The sequence below is a fragment of the Enterococcus sp. LJL90 genome, from assembly GCF_056924355.1.
This window is the reverse complement of record NZ_JBXPBQ010000006.1, coordinates 205,207-219,434: the sequence shown is the minus strand read 5'-3', so window position 1 is coordinate 219,434 and position 14,228 is coordinate 205,207. Positions and strand designations below refer to the sequence as shown.

The following is a 14,228-nucleotide window of genomic DNA, read 5'->3' as shown; positions in this document are numbered from 1 at the left end:
ACAAATTATAACCAGCTAGCTGGATAAAAGGATAGCAGCTTTAGATGGAGGTAGAGCTGCAGTCAAAGGGCAGTGAATGATAATTAGAAGGAGTTGAACAGGAGAGGCTGAGCATAAAGGAATTGAAAAATTCCTTAAAATGTCCAAATAACAATGGGGAAATCTCGGAAATCAATTTTTTCGATGCGTTATAATTAAGCCCTTTAATTAGAGCCAATCTTAAAAAAGCGCAAAAAAAGAGACCTAACAGGATTTTGTGTTTTTTCTTCTCATACAAATCTCGATGGAGTGTCCATTGTTGCTCCAACTGTTTTTTTAAACACCTGTTAGGTCATATTCAGTTAGTAAGGAAACGATCAAATCCCCACGCCTTTCATAATGTTTTAAACCTAAATTCTCTTACACGCAACCTACTTCGTGCGTGTCAATCAGCCTCTTTTCTTCCAGAATTTGCATTCACAATACTACTTTACAAAAACTAAATTACTTAAAAACTAATTGTGGGAATCTTGGTTCCTTACACTCTTTATTATACCCATTTCTCGAAATTTTGCAAGCGATTGCATTTTTAAAATGATTTATTTTTCAGATATAGCATTTTAAGCGACTACCGATGATTTTTTCCATTTGCGGCAACTTTTCCTATTGTTTAAAATAGCCCTGATTGTTAGAGATTTACCTGCTATGAAAAAAATTATCAAAAAATAATGAGAGTTTGCTAGTTTTTTTGATATAATAGGGAAAACAATCACACTATGAAAAAAGGAAGTGGCTATTTTGGCAACAAGATTAAACGAATTTGATGAAAAAATTAAAGCTTTAGAAACAGAAAAACAAGCATACTTAGACGGCGAGGCGCAACGTGTCGGACATTATATGATGGAAAAATTGGCAGTAACTTCTTTTGATGACTTCTTAGAAGCTTATTTGAAAACAACGAGCGCACCTGCTGCATCAGTTGAACCAACTGCAACATCTACTACAACTGACGAAGTTAGCGGTGTTGATTCAGAAAGCAGCGGTTTTCGCATGGGGGATATTTTAGGCGATTACAACAATAACTAATAAATTAGTTCAATTGTTTGATGAACTCAAAAATTTGTTGCTCAGCTTCCTATAAAGGAGCCTGTTTAGCAAATTAAAGCAAAAATCAAGAAGACTCACCAGTTAAGTTTGCAACGACTGGTGAGTTTTTATTTTTTTAAAAAAGGGGATTAAAAAATGAAGTTGGTTAAAAGTATCAATATTATGGAAAATAAGCGGGCGATTGTCTGGTTGAATGTAGCGGCAATCGTCTTGGGAATCGTCTTTTTTGGCGTTTTTGCTGTATTAGCAGAATTTATACAGCCTCTTGCAGGCAGTGAAGAAACCAGTCTAGTCGGGCTTGTTCTGTTTGTTGTCGTAAGTTTTGTGGTAATTTTTATTCATGAATTGATTCATGGATTCTTTTTCAAAATATTCAATTTAGAGGGAAAAGTCAAATTCGGCTTTAAAAATGGCATGGCTTACGCGACAAGCCCCAATTCTTATTATACAAAGATACAATTTCTAATTATAATTTTGGCGCCTTTTGTAATTATCAGCTGTTGTCTAGTCCTACTTTATTTCTTAAACATTTTATCTGCCACCTTTTTCGTTTTAGTAGCCGCTGTTCATGCAGGCGGCTGTTCCGGGGATTTTTATTTTGCGCTGCTTTTGCTTAAGAGGCCGCAAAATACTCTTGTGGAGGATACCGAAGTGGGGATTAACTTCTATCAAAAAGAAGATGTCTAAGGGGAAAACTAGGAATTAACCGGTTAACCATTCAAAAATTTCCAAAAACAAACAGTAGTTGAAGGGTATTTCTTGATAAATTATTTTTAAAATAATTAATAGTGAAGAGGTTTTTGATTTAGCCAATCTACTAAAAAAATTATGGCGCTATGCTAGAATGCGCAATGGCATCAAGATAAAGTTGATAATTTGCCATAAACTGATTAGTTTACTTTAAGCTGAATGTAACTTTTAGTTCTGTTAAATAAAATTTCGTCAATTATCTTGTTTGCGTCAAATAACAGAAAGGGTTTTTATTTTCTAATCACGCTGAGAGCTTCTATAATAGAAGAATACCAGACTTTTAGGAGGAAAAAACTATGACAAGCTTTACAAGAAGAAATCCCGAGGAAGACCATTTATTGACACCGGAAAATTCAGTTGTACTGATTATTGATTATCAACCGGTCCAAGTGAATGCAGTCAATTCTATCAATCACCATGACTTATTGAAAAATGCCGGCCTCTTGGCAAAATTTGCTAAAGCCTACGATGTGCCGATTATTTTGTCGACTGTCAACGTGGCGACCGGCCGTGATGCTGACACTGTGGCACCCCTCAATGAAATCTTAAAAGATGAGATTTCTTATGATCGGACCTCGATTAATGCGTGGGAGGACAAGGAATTTTATGAAGCTGTCAAAAACAGTGGCCGCAAAAAAATAATTATTGCCGCATTGTGGACCGAAGCTTGCTTGACCTTCCCAACTTTGGATGCCTTAAAAGAAGGCTATGAAGTCTATCCAGTTGTCGATGCCATCGGTGGCACGTCAACATTAGCCCACGAAGCAGCTTTACGCCGCGTCGAACAAGCGGGGGCTCAACTTACTAGCCTATCTCAATTAGCTTGTGAATGGCAACGGGATTGGAACAGAGATGCAACAGTTCCTGATTTTATGAAATTAATGTTCGAAGGCGATTTTTTCTTTAGAATGTAAAGATCCAAGCTTTTCACAAGGAGAATGGATTGGAAGAGATTTGGTAAATTCTTTTGAACAGGTGTTATAAGATGCCTCCTTGCTTGAAAAGAAAGGCAAATTTGTGAGCGGTGAATTGAAGATAAAAGAAACATATTATGATTAGAAAAGGAAAGCTGTAATTGAAGCTTAAACCCTCTAAACATAATATGTTTTTTGTTGAATTTGCTTACTTTTCTTTATCAATTAGCCCCTGAACTTTATCAAAATAGCTGGCAACAATTAAACGATTGTCCAGCTCGTTAAAAGGGATGAAGTGCTCCACTGGTGGTAGTGGGAAATTTTCAAATTCAGTGATACTTGTAGTGAATTGCTTAGTTGGCAGCTTTTTTTCAGCTAGCAGTTTTCCTTGAAAAACTAAAAAGGCTTTAATGGTATCCGCGTCTATCCCATCGGTAATGATTATAGGCTTAGGAGCTAAAATTTTGTGGAGAGTCAAAGCTTGTTTTTGAAATCTCTGCAAAATTTCTTTATCCTCTTCAAGACTTTTTGCCCATTCAAATGCTAATATTTCCAATGCTTTACTTTGCTGATAATTGATTTTCTCTAAAGCAGCACCGCCACCAAGCAAAGTCTGTTTTAATTCATGATTTTTTAATTTATGAGAAAGTTGTGGTAAGAGAGATTGCCTTTTTTGGTGTAATTCTCTGGCTGCTGGTAGCCCCCAGCGGGAACTCGGTAAATCATATAGTTCAATCAGCACACGAATAACCTCCGGTAGCCGTTTATATTGGCTAAAGGGACCATAAGCATCTGCTGTCGGTTCCTTTGAAATAGTGAATTGCTGGTCAGCAAAAATCAAATAGCGGTAACGCTCGGCATAATTCATTAGACGATTATATGGCGGATGCAGCTTAGCAATCAGTTGCTGCTCCAATAATAGCGCCTCTAATTCAGTATCGACAGTTTGGTAGCTAAAATCAGCGATGTGAAAAATCATCCGCTGATTTTTCTTCGACTGAGGAGTCGAGGGAATAAAGTAGCTGATTACTCGTTTATTCAGCCGTTTTGCTTTGCCGATGTATAAAAGCTGATCATGGCTATCCTTCATAAAATAAACACCGGGTCTAGCTGGTAATTGCCGCGCTTTTTCTTTTAGATTCATGTGTGCACCTGATTTATAATTTAATAATAAATTGAGTTTAATGCATTCGGCATAAAATTTCTAGTGCTTAAGAAATGGAAAATATGGGATGCAAAAGCGTTAATTTTTTTAGTTTAGCAGATAAAGATGAGGAGTTTTATGAAGTTTCCCCTTAAAAATTTACTCAATTTAAAGAAATAACAAGACAGAGTAAAATAATATTGCTATAATAATAGTATTACGGTAATAAGGAGTTGATAGTTATGGATAGGCTGACGAAGCGGGAGCGCCAAATTCTAGAAGTTTTCTGGCGAACCGATCAACCGCTTTCAATTGCTGACGTCATTGAGCAGGATCCGGATTTGAACAAAAATACGGTGGCGGCAGTTGTCAAAAAGCTTTTTGTCAATAACCTATTGGAGATTGGTGGCATCGGCTATAACAAAACTGCGTTAACCCGCCAATATCTGCCAACGATTAGTGAAGAGCAATTTATCGCACAAGAGATGTCCCAAGATTCACTGTCAAAATTGGTGACCAATTTTATTGACACCACTAAGGACATGGAGTCACTGAATGAGTTAGAAAAACAAATTTTGGAAAGGAAAAAATTGATCAAGAAGGACCGAAAATAATATGGTGTTATCAGTTGCCTCCATTTTAACCTCATTAGGGTTTGTGCTGATTTTAACTCTGCTATTGTTCTATCTTTTATGGTCAAAGAAAAGCTTAAAGAAGATTCGTGTGGATTTTATTTTTACTCTCTTCTTAATGATTTTTCTGCGCCTGATGATTCCGATTGAATTTCCAACTGCGATAACAATCAAATCAACCTGGCTGTTTCCAACCATTTACAAATGGCTTTTGTATGAAATAACTATCTGTAGTTTAACAGTGTCAATATTAACCATTTTTTGCAGTATTTGGGTGATTGGGGTTGTCATTCAATTGGGACGTTTACTGAAGGAGCATTTGCTGCTGACAAAAAACGTCAGTCGATTAGAAACTGATAGTATTCCCCTCAACGATATTGCCGAGGAGATAAAAGCCAATTTGAAGCGGCAACGGATTAACGTTTCGGTATCCAATGCCACCAGTTCAGCTGTGACGATTGGCATTCTTCATCCACAAGTGATTTTGGCCGACATTCCCAATCTGACCAGACAAGAAAAGAATTTTATTTTAACCCATGAGCTGCAGCACATTAAAAATAAAGATATTTTGCTGAAGTATCTTCTAGAAGTGCTAGTGGCAATTTATTGGTGGTTTCCGCCGATGTACCTGCTGCGTAAGGGATTGAGTCTAGTCATCGAAATGCGAGTAGACTCGCAGGTGACTAAAAATCTTTGCGAGGATGATTATTTTTCCTACGTGGAGTCATTAGTCTCCGTCAATAAAAAAAGCTTAACCAAGTCTCAAAACAGCACCATCAAAAAACGCAATGTAGTCCATTTCAGCTCCGAATCCGGTGCAATTTTGCGAAAGCGTGTCAGCTTTCTTATGGATGGTTTTGAAGTCCGCAAGACCAACCGAGCCATTTTGTTACTCCTGTTTATCTTGCCGATATTTTTTGTTAGTACGGTTTTTGAGCCTTATAACCAGGATTCAGAATATCTCGACGGAACTTTTACAGGGGAAGATTTTTCTGAAGGGTATATTTTACGTACTGATGAGAATAAGTACTACTTAATTCTCAATGGTGAGAATTTAGGTGAGGCTACCGATTTGGAACAACCATTAGTTAAAGATTTACCCATTATAGATGAAACGAGGTGACACCAATGAAAAAAATGAAAGTTTTACTAGTTGCTTCCATTCTTTTTAGTACCTTAATTGTTGGACCAAGTGTTGGCGTAGCATCAGAATCTGTCATAGATAATTCTCAAATATCCACCTTCAAACCAATTATTGAATGGAGATATAAACTTATTAACGGCATTTTGCATAAACGTCAATTTAATCATTCTACTTTAAAGTGGTTAGGCGAGTGGGTAAGAGTGTAAATTTTTGATTTCAATTTATTCGACATTATAATGTTCAGACATCCACATCAAAACTAGTGGATGTCTTTTTCTATATCTTCTTTTCTACCCGCAAGCAAGAAAATTCCCACCTTCATAAAAATTGACTTTGCCGAAAAACTAATTCAATGATAAAATATTTAATAATATCTAAAATAAAAAAATATCGAACGAGTTAGTTAACGATGACAATTTAACAAAAGGTGGGGATTGAAATGAAAAGGCGAAGGAATTTAGCTAAAAGCATGAGCGTTTTTTTAGCTGATTCAGTTTCAGGACATCCAAAATTAATCATGCTTTCTCAAGACTACACTAAACGAGTTGTGAATAAAAAGCTGACACAAGAAGTATCAGAGAGGTTTAGATACAACTTGGAACAACCACAAGTCAGTTCAGTGAAGTCAGCCAGCATAAATGACTGCATTTTGTCAGCAGCGACAGCTGAACAAAAGCTGCTAATTGCAACAGCCGGCCAACAACTGGGCAAGCCGTATAATAGAGGTACAAGTGGTCCCAAAGAGTTTGATAGCAGCGGGCTGATGAAATATCTTTTCGCCACGTCTTTAGGAATACAATTGCCGCAAGAAATGAAGCAGCTAAAAAAATGCGGATGGATTATCCCGTTAACCGCTATACAACCCGGTGATTTGCTTTTTTGCGATACCAAAGAAAAGGATTTGCGGGTAGGCATTTATATTGGCAAGGAGTTAGTGATTTATGCTCAACTAAAAAAACAAGTTGTCACTGTGGAGTCTTTAGAAGAGTTTCAACCGAAATTTTCCAAAAGACTGTTTAATAATCATGGAGAGAATTTCGAGTAGAATTTGTGAAAAAAATTATCCCAAGGCTTTAAAATTATTTTGCCGCGAAGAGATTAGCTCAATACCATGTTTTTTATGGTCAAATCCAAAAAATTATAAAAACCGCTAAGAAGTTTTTTCCTAAAAAAGGGAAGAAAATCTTCTTAGCGTTTTTTTTAATCAAAATCTTTTTAGTGTATAAAACCGATGGGAATCATTCTAAAAGCTAATCTTCAATTTTAAATAACAATTTTTGTGGAAATAGTCCAATTGAGGAAATAAAAGATGGCCGGGTCAATCAATAATGTTAACGGAAAAGAGAAAATTGACCGATGTTGTCTTTTTTTATTTCTGAGATAAAAAAATATTAAAAAGTAGGCTTTCTAAATACTACCTATAAATAATATAAATTGTTATAAAGTTTCTAGAGCAATAAAAAGGCTCCCATATCTGAATTTTTTTAAAAATAGTGAGTGCTTATACGAGTTCAAAAAAAGAAAAAATTCACATAATGATAGTTTTTTCAAGAATTTTGATTGCTGTTTTAGTCAAGATTGACAGAAGATTTCTTCTATTTTATTCTCCATAAAAAGAATAAAAGTGAAGTCATTCGTAAATAAAATAGCGGGTTTTTATAAGTGCTTAAATTATACTTATAATTACCTGAATGTCGATTTTAAATGGATAAATATTTAGAAATTTGCTAAAAGAATTATTTGTTTCCTTTTAAGTATTTGAAATTTTTTTACGAATGCAGGAATCAGAAAGGAAGCCTAGCTATGAAAGCAGTTTTGAACACCACCATGAACCGTCGCATCTCCTTATTAAATTTATTATTCACCACCTATCAGCGGGTCAGCTTGGATGCTTTATCTCGCCAGCTCAATACTTCCAACAAGACGATTATCAGCGATTTGGATTATTTTCAAGAAAACTGGCCAGATGTGCTGGTGATTGATCTAAATAGCAAAACGGGTTTGCGAGTGGTGGAAAATGGAAATCAGACAGTTCAAACTATTTACGGGGATATTTTAAAAAAATCTCTGGAGTTTCAGTTGCTACAAGGGATTTTTTTTGAACCAGGGGAAAATTCTAAATATTGGGAGGATCGTCTTTTCATCAGCAATTCTAGTTTATATCGAATGGGAGTTCGACTAAGCCGAAAATTGCGGGATTTTGGAATCATTTTAGAAAAAAATCCTTTTAAATTAAAGGGAAGTAATGAAGCGCAGCTACGTTTATTCTTCCAAAATTATTTCTTAGAGGCCTATGGTTTTCGGGAATGGCCGTTTCCCTTTGACCAGCAAAAAATTTCTAAAGTCTTGAAGCTGTTTAACAAAGAATTCAAGTTAAATCTTAACAATGTTGAGCTGTATGAAGGCTGCTTTACTGCTTGTGTTGCCTTAATTCGTATTCAGCAGGGCAAGCTGATTGACTCTAAAAAAAATTTGAAACAGTTGCAAAATTTTCAAGCTAATCAGCTATTGGAATATTGTTTGAAGCAACTTGAGCAGAAATCGGAAAAAATTTCTGCAGCTGAATTGCCTGCAATTAAGAAGGACATCCTGCTGACTGTTTTTTGGCAGGAAATTAGCTGGGATAATCCAGCTGAAAAAGAACGCGTCCAGTTTGCGGCAGATGATTTTATTTCAGAGTTAGTGCAAAGGGGACAATTGAGTATCGATGATGGTAGTTATCAACGCCTTAAAGAGTTGTTTATCACGACTTATTTAAAACATAAAACTTATCCTTATCCCCGTTACATATTTTATCAGCGAAATAATTTTTCTCGACCAACAGTTGAAATAAATTTTCAGGAATTTTCAGAACTATTGGCAGCGCTTGTTTTAGCGATTGGGAAAAAATATCACATACCAGATTTGTCTTTTTACTACGACGATTTTTTATGCAAAATAATGATTCTTTGGGAGGGGTTGCCAGAAATGCTACAGCGCAATCGTCAAGCAATCAAAGTGGGGATTTGCAGCAACTTGGGTCCCGCCCATATTCACGCTTTAACAGAATATTTTTGGCAAATTTTTAATACTAAGATTACAATCATTCCTTTAAATAACGAATTTTATACTTCGAAGGAAAATGATTCAGCAAAAAATGAGCTGCCGGATTGCGATTTATTTGTGGCAAATTATCTTATGCCGAATGTTCCGAAGGATAGGTTAATTGTGGTGCGGGACATTCCGACTATGCAAAATATTTCAACCCTCAGTTTTGAAGTGGAGAAGCGGCGGCATATACCTAAAACCGGTAAACATGATTGGTATAATATTCAGCCGACTGCTTGAAAAGAAGCATTGCGAGGCTTGTTTTTTAGAGTAGAGCGTGTCGTAAAATTAAGCGACAACGCAAATCAACCATTGTGTGTGATTTCTTAATGAGGAGAGACTTTGACATAACAATTGTGAAGGTTAGATTTTTTGAAGGGTAACATAAGAGGCTTAATAAAAAAATTAGCCGTGCAACTCGTCGCTAATCAGCGAACTTGCACGGCTTTGAATTTTTACAGATGACTTTGTAGATTGTTTAAGCCAACACGGCAGCTGCAAGGGCCTGTTGAATTTCGACAATATTTTTATCTTTACGGAATTGGACACTTTCAGAAGGGGCTTCAGCACTAGAAATCCAAATCTTCAGCTCTGCGTCCAAGTCAAAATGGCCACTAGTTTCAACTGAAAAACGTGAAATTGATTTATAGGGAATCGATTTATACTCAACTTTTTTACCCGTCATCCCTTGTTTATCCACGATAATCAAACGTTTATCAGTGAAAACTATTAAATCCCGCACTAACTTGAAGGCCAAATCAACTTTTTCTTGAGGAATCAAGACATCCTGCAGCTCCTTTTGAACTGCTTCATTGCCATGTTGGGTGGCATTGCCCATTAAACCATCAAATAATCCCATAAAGCACCCGCTTTCTGATTTTCTTTTCTCTTTCATTATAAGGTGGCGGTGTGGGGATGGCAATTGTATTTTGTGAGTTTGGTTATCTCAGGCAAACACAGCTACAGCTCTTAAAGGTCAACCAAGTTTAGGTAAGGGGATTTTCTATGATTTATTTCTTCTCGTAGCTGATCTAACTTTAAATACGTTTCTTATAAAAATTTTTTTATTTTTATAAATAGTAAAGTATGAGTTAATGCAAAATCAATGCAAAATGTTTTGCATTCGAGGATATTTCCAGTAATTAAAAACAAACAAAAAAGTCTCTAAAACCCTTAACAAAAAAGGTTTTAGAGACTTTTATGATGTTTCTTGTGTTTTCTAATTACGTCACAGGAGGGATTCGAACCCCCGACCGTCCGCTTAGAAGGCGGATGCTCTATCCGGCTGAGCTACTATGACATCAGCAGAAGTAAAGGCGTTTCAATTGTGAGCTGCTTTTACTTTAGCAACATCAATGATTTTACCAGAACTGCAGCAGTGTTTCAACATTTATTTTCAACAAAATAACATTGTCGTCAATGAATGATTTTATCGGAAAATATTTAGCATTAAGCTAACTAAATTTTTTCATTTTCAATAAAAGGAAAATGTTTTCTGAAAAAAGCCACTATTTTTATAAAAATTTAGTACACTAGATGTAGAATGGTATGAGGTGAAGGAGTATGGAGACACAACAAGTTTTGTTGCGGCGGTTTCAAGAAACGGATTTAGAAGATTTCTATCAGTATGCGAGAATACCAGGCTTGGGAGAGGCTGCGGGTTGGCGCCATTTAGAAAATTTGGCTGAGGCGGCAGAAGATTTGCCAAGCTTGATCAATAATCCTTTTGCCTATGCCCTTGAGGATAAAAAAACGGGTAGGGTTATTGGACATTTAACAATCCATGATGAGTCGGCGGTCAATGATTCTAAGGAAAAAGAATTGGGTTTTGTATTGCATCCGGATTATCGGCGGCGGGGAATTATTTTTGAAGCTGTGACGGTTGTTTTGGCGGATTTATTCACTCAAGGAATTGAGAAAATTTATGCTGGCTATTTTGAAGATAATGAGGCTTCCAAGGCTTTAATTAATAAACTAGGCTTTACTTTTTCTGGAACCAGTAGCTACACTTCACCAACTTTACAGCAGACATTTAAGATGTTTGATTATGTGATGACACGAGAAAAATATTTGCAAACTATTCAGGAGGCAACTTATGAAAATGGAAACTAGTCAAGTTAAATTACGACCTTTTCAAGAAACAGATTTAGCTGATTTTTATGCTTATACAAAAATTCCGGGTTTAGGAGAGGCGGCTGGCTGGCGACATGCTGGCTCTTTGGCTGAAGCAGAAGCGATGCTGCAAAATTTGTTGAACAATCAGCAAACTTATGCGATTGAAGAAAAGCAAACCTTGCAGGTGATTGGCCATATTACAGTGCATGATGACTCTGAAGATCATGATCCACAAATAAAAGAACTAGGTTTTGTTTTACACCCGGATTTTCAACGGCGGGGGATTATGAAGTCTGTGGTAGCCCTAGTTTTAACAGAAGTTTTTTCACAACAGGTAACAAAAGTTTATGCCTGTTGTTTTACAGAAAATCAGGCCTCGCAAAACTTAATAGAGGGTCTCGGCTTTCAATTTGAACAAGCCGGCAGTTATAGTTCCCCTAGCTTGCAAAAAACTTTCAGCTCCAATGAGTATTTTATGACAAAATCCCATTGGGAGGATCTGCATATACTATATGAAAGGGCTGATTTTAAAATTAGCTCGCTGACGCAAGCCAATGCAGAAATGATTGCCAATCAATGGCACTATCCAGCAGATTATGCTTTTTATGATTTAAGCGCTGATCCTGAAGATTATGAGGAGATGATGGATGCTAAACAGCGGGGAGACAGCTATTATCAAGTAATCAAGGCAGGAGAATTGTTTGGTTATTTTGTTTTGGAACCAGCAGAAAATTCTGATGAAATTATTTTCGGTTTGGGCATGAGGCCTGCTTTAACTGGTCAAGGCTTCGGAAAAGAATTTTTTCAGTTGATTTTGGCTTTTATTCAGGAAAATTATGCAGTGAAGCGGATCAACTTAGCTGTTGCTGAATTTAATACACGGGCCCAGAAGTTGTATCAAAATGTCGGTTTTGTCAAAACCGGCGAGTATTTACAAGCAACCAATGGTGATCACTATCCATTTGTTACGATGCAGCTAGACCTTACCCTTTAGTTTTTCAAACAATCGTGGGATAATACAGCGATTAGGGGGATTTAAAATGTACGAAACAGAAATTCAGCAATGGCAAACTTGGAACACAGAACATTTAGGGGATGCCAGTCGCCGGAGTGCCATTTTAAAATTTTTATTAGAGGAAGTTCAAACGATGTTTGATGGTGACTTAGAAGGCCACTACTGGTCTGTTGACTGGGGCCAGCTAGATGAGAGTATCATTATCAAAGATGTTTTAGGGCAGCCTCTTGACCAGCTGACGTTGCCAGAGGGTTCCTTTGTAAGGGCCTTTGAAAAAAATTCCGCTTTTTTTATGCGGGACTTAGCAGATGTTGTCAAAAGAATTGTTGCTAAACATTAAAAAAGAGCCGTCGCTTCTTTTAGAAAAGTTTTCATATATTTTCATTGACGCTGAATTCTTTTTTTGATACTATTGTACTGTTGTAATTGTGGTCTCCACAGCTACAACCGCTCAGAACAAGTCTTAAGCACAAGCAATTGTCACTTGGGATGGCGAGTCTAAGTCTAATTTAAGGAGGTGCTGTTAAGCATGTACGCAATTATTAAAACTGGTGGCAAACAATTGAAAGTTGAAGTTGGTCAAGCCATCTACGTAGAAAAGTTAGCTGTTGAAGCTGGCGAAAAAGTTGTTTTTGATGAAGTGATTTTGGTCGGTGGTGACACTACTAAAGTTGGTGCGCCAACTGTAGCTGGTGCAACTGTTGAAGGAACTGTTGAAAAACACGGCAAACAAAAGAAAGTCGTAACTTTCAAATACAAACCTAAAAAACATTCTCACCGCAAACAAGGTCATCGTCAACCTTACACAAAAGTTGTTATCAACGCAATCAACGCTTAATAGCGATGAAGGAAGGCCCAGTAAATGATCAAGGGTACTTTTATGCGGAGTGATTCTGGTCGGATTCAAGCTTTTACTTTAACTGGTCATGCAGAGGCGGGTCCTTACGGTAGTGATATCGTTTGTTCTGCAGTATCTGCACTGGCAATCAGTGGAGTCAATGGTATTGATGCTTTGGCTGGATTTGCGCCGAAAATCGAAACCAACGATACAGAAGGTGGTTACCTTCATGTCGAAATGGTGGAGAATATTACGGCTGAACAAAGAAATATTGCTCAGATTTTATTGGAAAATCTGCTCTTAGGTCTTCAGGCAACTGAAGCTGAGTATCCAGATTTTGTCGAAATTATTACAACCAATCAATAGGAGGTGCAGACCATGTTATTAACAATGAACTTACAATTATTCGCCCACAAAAAAGGTGGCGGTTCTACATCTAACGGACGTGATTCAGAATCTAAACGTTTAGGTGCGAAACGTGCTGATGGCCAAACTGTTTCTGGTGGTTCAATCCTTTACCGTCAACGCGGTACAAGAATTTACCCTGGTGCTAACGTTGGTATCGGTGGCGACGACACATTATTTGCTAAAGTTGACGGCGTTGTGCGTTTCGAGCGCAAGGGCCGCGACAAAAAACAAGTGAGTGTTTATCCAGTTGCTCAATAATGTTTAAAATAGAGTTCTATCTCTTGCATGACAAGAGATAGGGCTTTTTTATTTGTCATTTTTTTTTGAATTCACTGGATTGAAAACTCCTAAACATTTTAGCTTTTTCATGAACTAACTAATCTTTTAGCATTCACCTGTAAATGCGGAATTTATATTTCAAATTAGTAAAAGTTAGCTATTTGAATGTGTTGTTTAAATTTTTCCATCAGCTTTCTAGATTGAATCTAGTTAAACCTGCAAATTTGTGGTATCAATCTGATTCAATGCCGAGCAATTGAAATTATTAAAAGCCAACTCTTTCCTTACGCCTAAAGTAAAAAATTCCGATAAGACAATTCAAATTTTTCAAAAAATATTTTTTTAATTGTTTTTATTGACTGAATAATATTTATATGGAATAGTTAAATTAAAAAGGGGAGTGAGGAAATGGCAAATGCTTACAAGGAGTATTGGAGAAATATGTTTAATATGGAGGGAAGAGCGACAAGAAGTCAGTTTTGGTGGCCGCAACTCGTAAATATTATGTTAGTTGTTGTTTATCTATTTGCTAGTGATTTTTTTTCATTTAGGTATTCAAGATTTTTTGATATGGGGTTGATGATTTTAGTGTTCGCTATTTGGATTGCGAATTTTTCGCTAAGAGCCAGAAGATTGCATGATCGAGACCATAGCAATTGGTGGCTGCTTCTGTATTTATTGCCGAGGATTGGGTCGTTGATTATTTTTATCCAGATGCTTTTGCCAAGTGTTGAGGAAACAAGATGGCCGGTTAATCAATCATTTTTTTAGCTAAATAGTTGTTTACGCAAGTTTTCTTGGTTGCTGTGGGCTGTT

At 36.7% G+C, this 14,228-nt stretch carries 17 protein-coding genes, 1 tRNA gene and 1 other annotated feature; of the genes, 15 read left to right on the top strand and 3 right to left on the bottom strand.

Features of this window, described 5'->3' with window-relative positions:
- Positions 1-777: 777 nt before the first annotated feature.
- From AC1Z3S_RS14330 to AC1Z3S_RS14320, 3 genes are all read left to right on the top strand, one after another.
- A complete protein-coding gene (locus AC1Z3S_RS14330) occupies positions 778-1,065 on the top strand; it encodes a hypothetical protein (RefSeq protein WP_461740917.1) in 288 nt (95 codons plus the stop codon).
- 156 nt (positions 1,066-1,221) lie between these two features.
- Positions 1,222-1,773, top strand: coding sequence for a DUF3267 domain-containing protein (locus AC1Z3S_RS14325; RefSeq protein WP_461740916.1), 552 nt, complete (start codon positions 1,222-1,224; stop codon positions 1,771-1,773).
- A 359-nt stretch (positions 1,774-2,132) separates the two neighbouring features.
- Complete coding sequence (locus AC1Z3S_RS14320; protein ID WP_461740915.1) at positions 2,133-2,750, top strand: hydrolase; 618 nt, start codon at positions 2,133-2,135, stop codon at positions 2,748-2,750.
- 208 nt (positions 2,751-2,958) lie between these two features.
- Here the strand turns inward: AC1Z3S_RS14320 and AC1Z3S_RS14315 are convergent, their stop codons facing one another.
- On the bottom strand, positions 2,959-3,894 hold the full coding sequence (locus AC1Z3S_RS14315; RefSeq protein ID WP_461740914.1) for a GIY-YIG nuclease family protein: 936 nt from the start codon (positions 3,892-3,894) through the stop codon (positions 2,959-2,961).
- Positions 3,895-4,136: 242 nt separating this feature from the next.
- Here AC1Z3S_RS14315 and AC1Z3S_RS14310 point away from each other — a divergent pair, with 242 nt between their 5' ends.
- From AC1Z3S_RS14310 to AC1Z3S_RS14290, 5 genes are all read left to right on the top strand, one after another.
- The gene (locus tag AC1Z3S_RS14310) at positions 4,137-4,508 is read left to right on the top strand and encodes a BlaI/MecI/CopY family transcriptional regulator (protein ID WP_461735573.1); all 372 of its coding nucleotides are present in this window, start codon (positions 4,137-4,139) and stop codon (positions 4,506-4,508) included.
- 1 nt (position 4,509) lies between these two features.
- The gene (locus AC1Z3S_RS14305) at positions 4,510-5,649 is read left to right on the top strand and encodes a M56 family metallopeptidase (protein ID WP_461740913.1); all 1,140 of its coding nucleotides are present in this window, start codon (positions 4,510-4,512) and stop codon (positions 5,647-5,649) included.
- A 5-nt stretch (positions 5,650-5,654) separates the two neighbouring features.
- The gene (locus AC1Z3S_RS14300; RefSeq protein ID WP_461735575.1) at positions 5,655-5,876 is read left to right on the top strand and encodes a hypothetical protein; all 222 of its coding nucleotides are present in this window, start codon (positions 5,655-5,657) and stop codon (positions 5,874-5,876) included.
- Between the two features lie 233 nt (positions 5,877-6,109).
- A complete protein-coding gene (locus AC1Z3S_RS14295) occupies positions 6,110-6,715 on the top strand; it encodes a C40 family peptidase (protein ID WP_461740912.1) in 606 nt (201 codons plus the stop codon).
- Between the two features lie 758 nt (positions 6,716-7,473).
- On the top strand, positions 7,474-8,997 hold the full coding sequence (locus tag AC1Z3S_RS14290) for an AcpB/EbpR/MafR family transcriptional regulator (RefSeq protein ID WP_461740911.1): 1,524 nt from the start codon (positions 7,474-7,476) through the stop codon (positions 8,995-8,997).
- Positions 8,998-9,235: 238 nt separating this feature from the next.
- On the opposite strand, the gene AC1Z3S_RS14285 is transcribed toward AC1Z3S_RS14290, so the two are convergent.
- Both AC1Z3S_RS14285 and AC1Z3S_RS14280 read right to left on the bottom strand, forming a co-directional pair.
- Positions 9,236-9,616, bottom strand: a complete 381-nt coding sequence (locus AC1Z3S_RS14285; RefSeq protein ID WP_461735578.1) for a PH domain-containing protein — start codon at positions 9,614-9,616, stop codon at positions 9,236-9,238.
- A 367-nt stretch (positions 9,617-9,983) separates the two neighbouring features.
- A tRNA-Arg gene (locus AC1Z3S_RS14280) sits at positions 9,984-10,057 on the bottom strand.
- A gap of 263 nt (positions 10,058-10,320) precedes the next feature.
- Here AC1Z3S_RS14280 and AC1Z3S_RS14275 point away from each other — a divergent pair.
- The 7 genes from AC1Z3S_RS14275 to AC1Z3S_RS14245 all read left to right on the top strand — a co-directional run bounded on the left by AC1Z3S_RS14275 (position 10,321) and on the right by AC1Z3S_RS14245 (position 14,183).
- Complete coding sequence (locus tag AC1Z3S_RS14275) at positions 10,321-10,869, top strand: GNAT family N-acetyltransferase (protein WP_461740910.1); 549 nt, start codon at positions 10,321-10,323, stop codon at positions 10,867-10,869.
- Positions 10,853-11,866, top strand: a complete 1,014-nt coding sequence (locus AC1Z3S_RS14270; protein ID WP_461740909.1) for a GNAT family N-acetyltransferase — start codon at positions 10,853-10,855, stop codon at positions 11,864-11,866. Before AC1Z3S_RS14275 ends, AC1Z3S_RS14270 begins: the two co-directional genes overlap by 17 nt.
- A 46-nt stretch (positions 11,867-11,912) precedes the next feature.
- On the top strand, positions 11,913-12,227 hold the full coding sequence (locus AC1Z3S_RS14265; RefSeq protein WP_461740908.1) for a hypothetical protein: 315 nt from the start codon (positions 11,913-11,915) through the stop codon (positions 12,225-12,227).
- Between the two features lie 95 nt (positions 12,228-12,322).
- Positions 12,323-12,397: a sequence feature (ribosomal protein L21 leader region), on the top strand.
- A 19-nt stretch (positions 12,398-12,416) separates the two neighbouring features.
- Positions 12,417-12,725, top strand: coding sequence for a 50S ribosomal protein L21 (rplU, locus tag AC1Z3S_RS14260; protein WP_265455437.1), 309 nt, complete (start codon positions 12,417-12,419; stop codon positions 12,723-12,725).
- Positions 12,726-12,749: 24 nt separating this feature from the next.
- Complete coding sequence (locus tag AC1Z3S_RS14255) at positions 12,750-13,091, top strand: ribosomal-processing cysteine protease Prp (protein ID WP_265455435.1); 342 nt, start codon at positions 12,750-12,752, stop codon at positions 13,089-13,091.
- Positions 13,092-13,103: 12 nt separating this feature from the next.
- The gene (gene rpmA, locus AC1Z3S_RS14250; RefSeq protein WP_265456646.1) at positions 13,104-13,391 is read left to right on the top strand and encodes a 50S ribosomal protein L27; all 288 of its coding nucleotides are present in this window, start codon (positions 13,104-13,106) and stop codon (positions 13,389-13,391) included.
- Positions 13,392-13,820: 429 nt separating this feature from the next.
- Complete coding sequence (locus AC1Z3S_RS14245) at positions 13,821-14,183, top strand: DUF805 domain-containing protein (RefSeq protein ID WP_461740907.1); 363 nt, start codon at positions 13,821-13,823, stop codon at positions 14,181-14,183.
- The last annotated feature ends 45 nt before the right edge of the window (positions 14,184-14,228 follow it).

Coding starts and splice junctions, on each gene's coding strand:
- AC1Z3S_RS14325 (WP_461740916.1), top strand. CDS start 1,222: ATGAAGTTGGTTAAAAGTATCAATATTATGGAAAATAAGCGGGCGATT.
- AC1Z3S_RS14320 (WP_461740915.1), top strand. CDS start 2,133: ATGACAAGCTTTACAAGAAGAAATCCCGAGGAAGACCATTTATTGACA.
- AC1Z3S_RS14315 (WP_461740914.1), bottom strand. CDS start 3,894: ATGAATCTAAAAGAAAAAGCGCGGCAATTACCAGCTAGACCCGGTGTT.
- AC1Z3S_RS14310 (WP_461735573.1), top strand. CDS start 4,137: ATGGATAGGCTGACGAAGCGGGAGCGCCAAATTCTAGAAGTTTTCTGG.
- AC1Z3S_RS14305 (WP_461740913.1), top strand. CDS start 4,510: ATGGTGTTATCAGTTGCCTCCATTTTAACCTCATTAGGGTTTGTGCTG.
- AC1Z3S_RS14300 (WP_461735575.1), top strand. CDS start 5,655: ATGAAAAAAATGAAAGTTTTACTAGTTGCTTCCATTCTTTTTAGTACC.
- AC1Z3S_RS14295 (WP_461740912.1), top strand. CDS start 6,110: ATGAAAAGGCGAAGGAATTTAGCTAAAAGCATGAGCGTTTTTTTAGCT.
- AC1Z3S_RS14290 (WP_461740911.1), top strand. CDS start 7,474: ATGAAAGCAGTTTTGAACACCACCATGAACCGTCGCATCTCCTTATTA.
- AC1Z3S_RS14285 (WP_461735578.1), bottom strand. CDS start 9,616: ATGGGATTATTTGATGGTTTAATGGGCAATGCCACCCAACATGGCAAT.
- AC1Z3S_RS14275 (WP_461740910.1), top strand. CDS start 10,321: ATGGAGACACAACAAGTTTTGTTGCGGCGGTTTCAAGAAACGGATTTA.
- AC1Z3S_RS14270 (WP_461740909.1), top strand. CDS start 10,853: ATGAAAATGGAAACTAGTCAAGTTAAATTACGACCTTTTCAAGAAACA.
- AC1Z3S_RS14265 (WP_461740908.1), top strand. CDS start 11,913: ATGTACGAAACAGAAATTCAGCAATGGCAAACTTGGAACACAGAACAT.
- rplU (WP_265455437.1), top strand. CDS start 12,417: ATGTACGCAATTATTAAAACTGGTGGCAAACAATTGAAAGTTGAAGTT.
- AC1Z3S_RS14255 (WP_265455435.1), top strand. CDS start 12,750: ATGATCAAGGGTACTTTTATGCGGAGTGATTCTGGTCGGATTCAAGCT.
- rpmA (WP_265456646.1), top strand. CDS start 13,104: ATGTTATTAACAATGAACTTACAATTATTCGCCCACAAAAAAGGTGGC.
- AC1Z3S_RS14245 (WP_461740907.1), top strand. CDS start 13,821: ATGGCAAATGCTTACAAGGAGTATTGGAGAAATATGTTTAATATGGAG.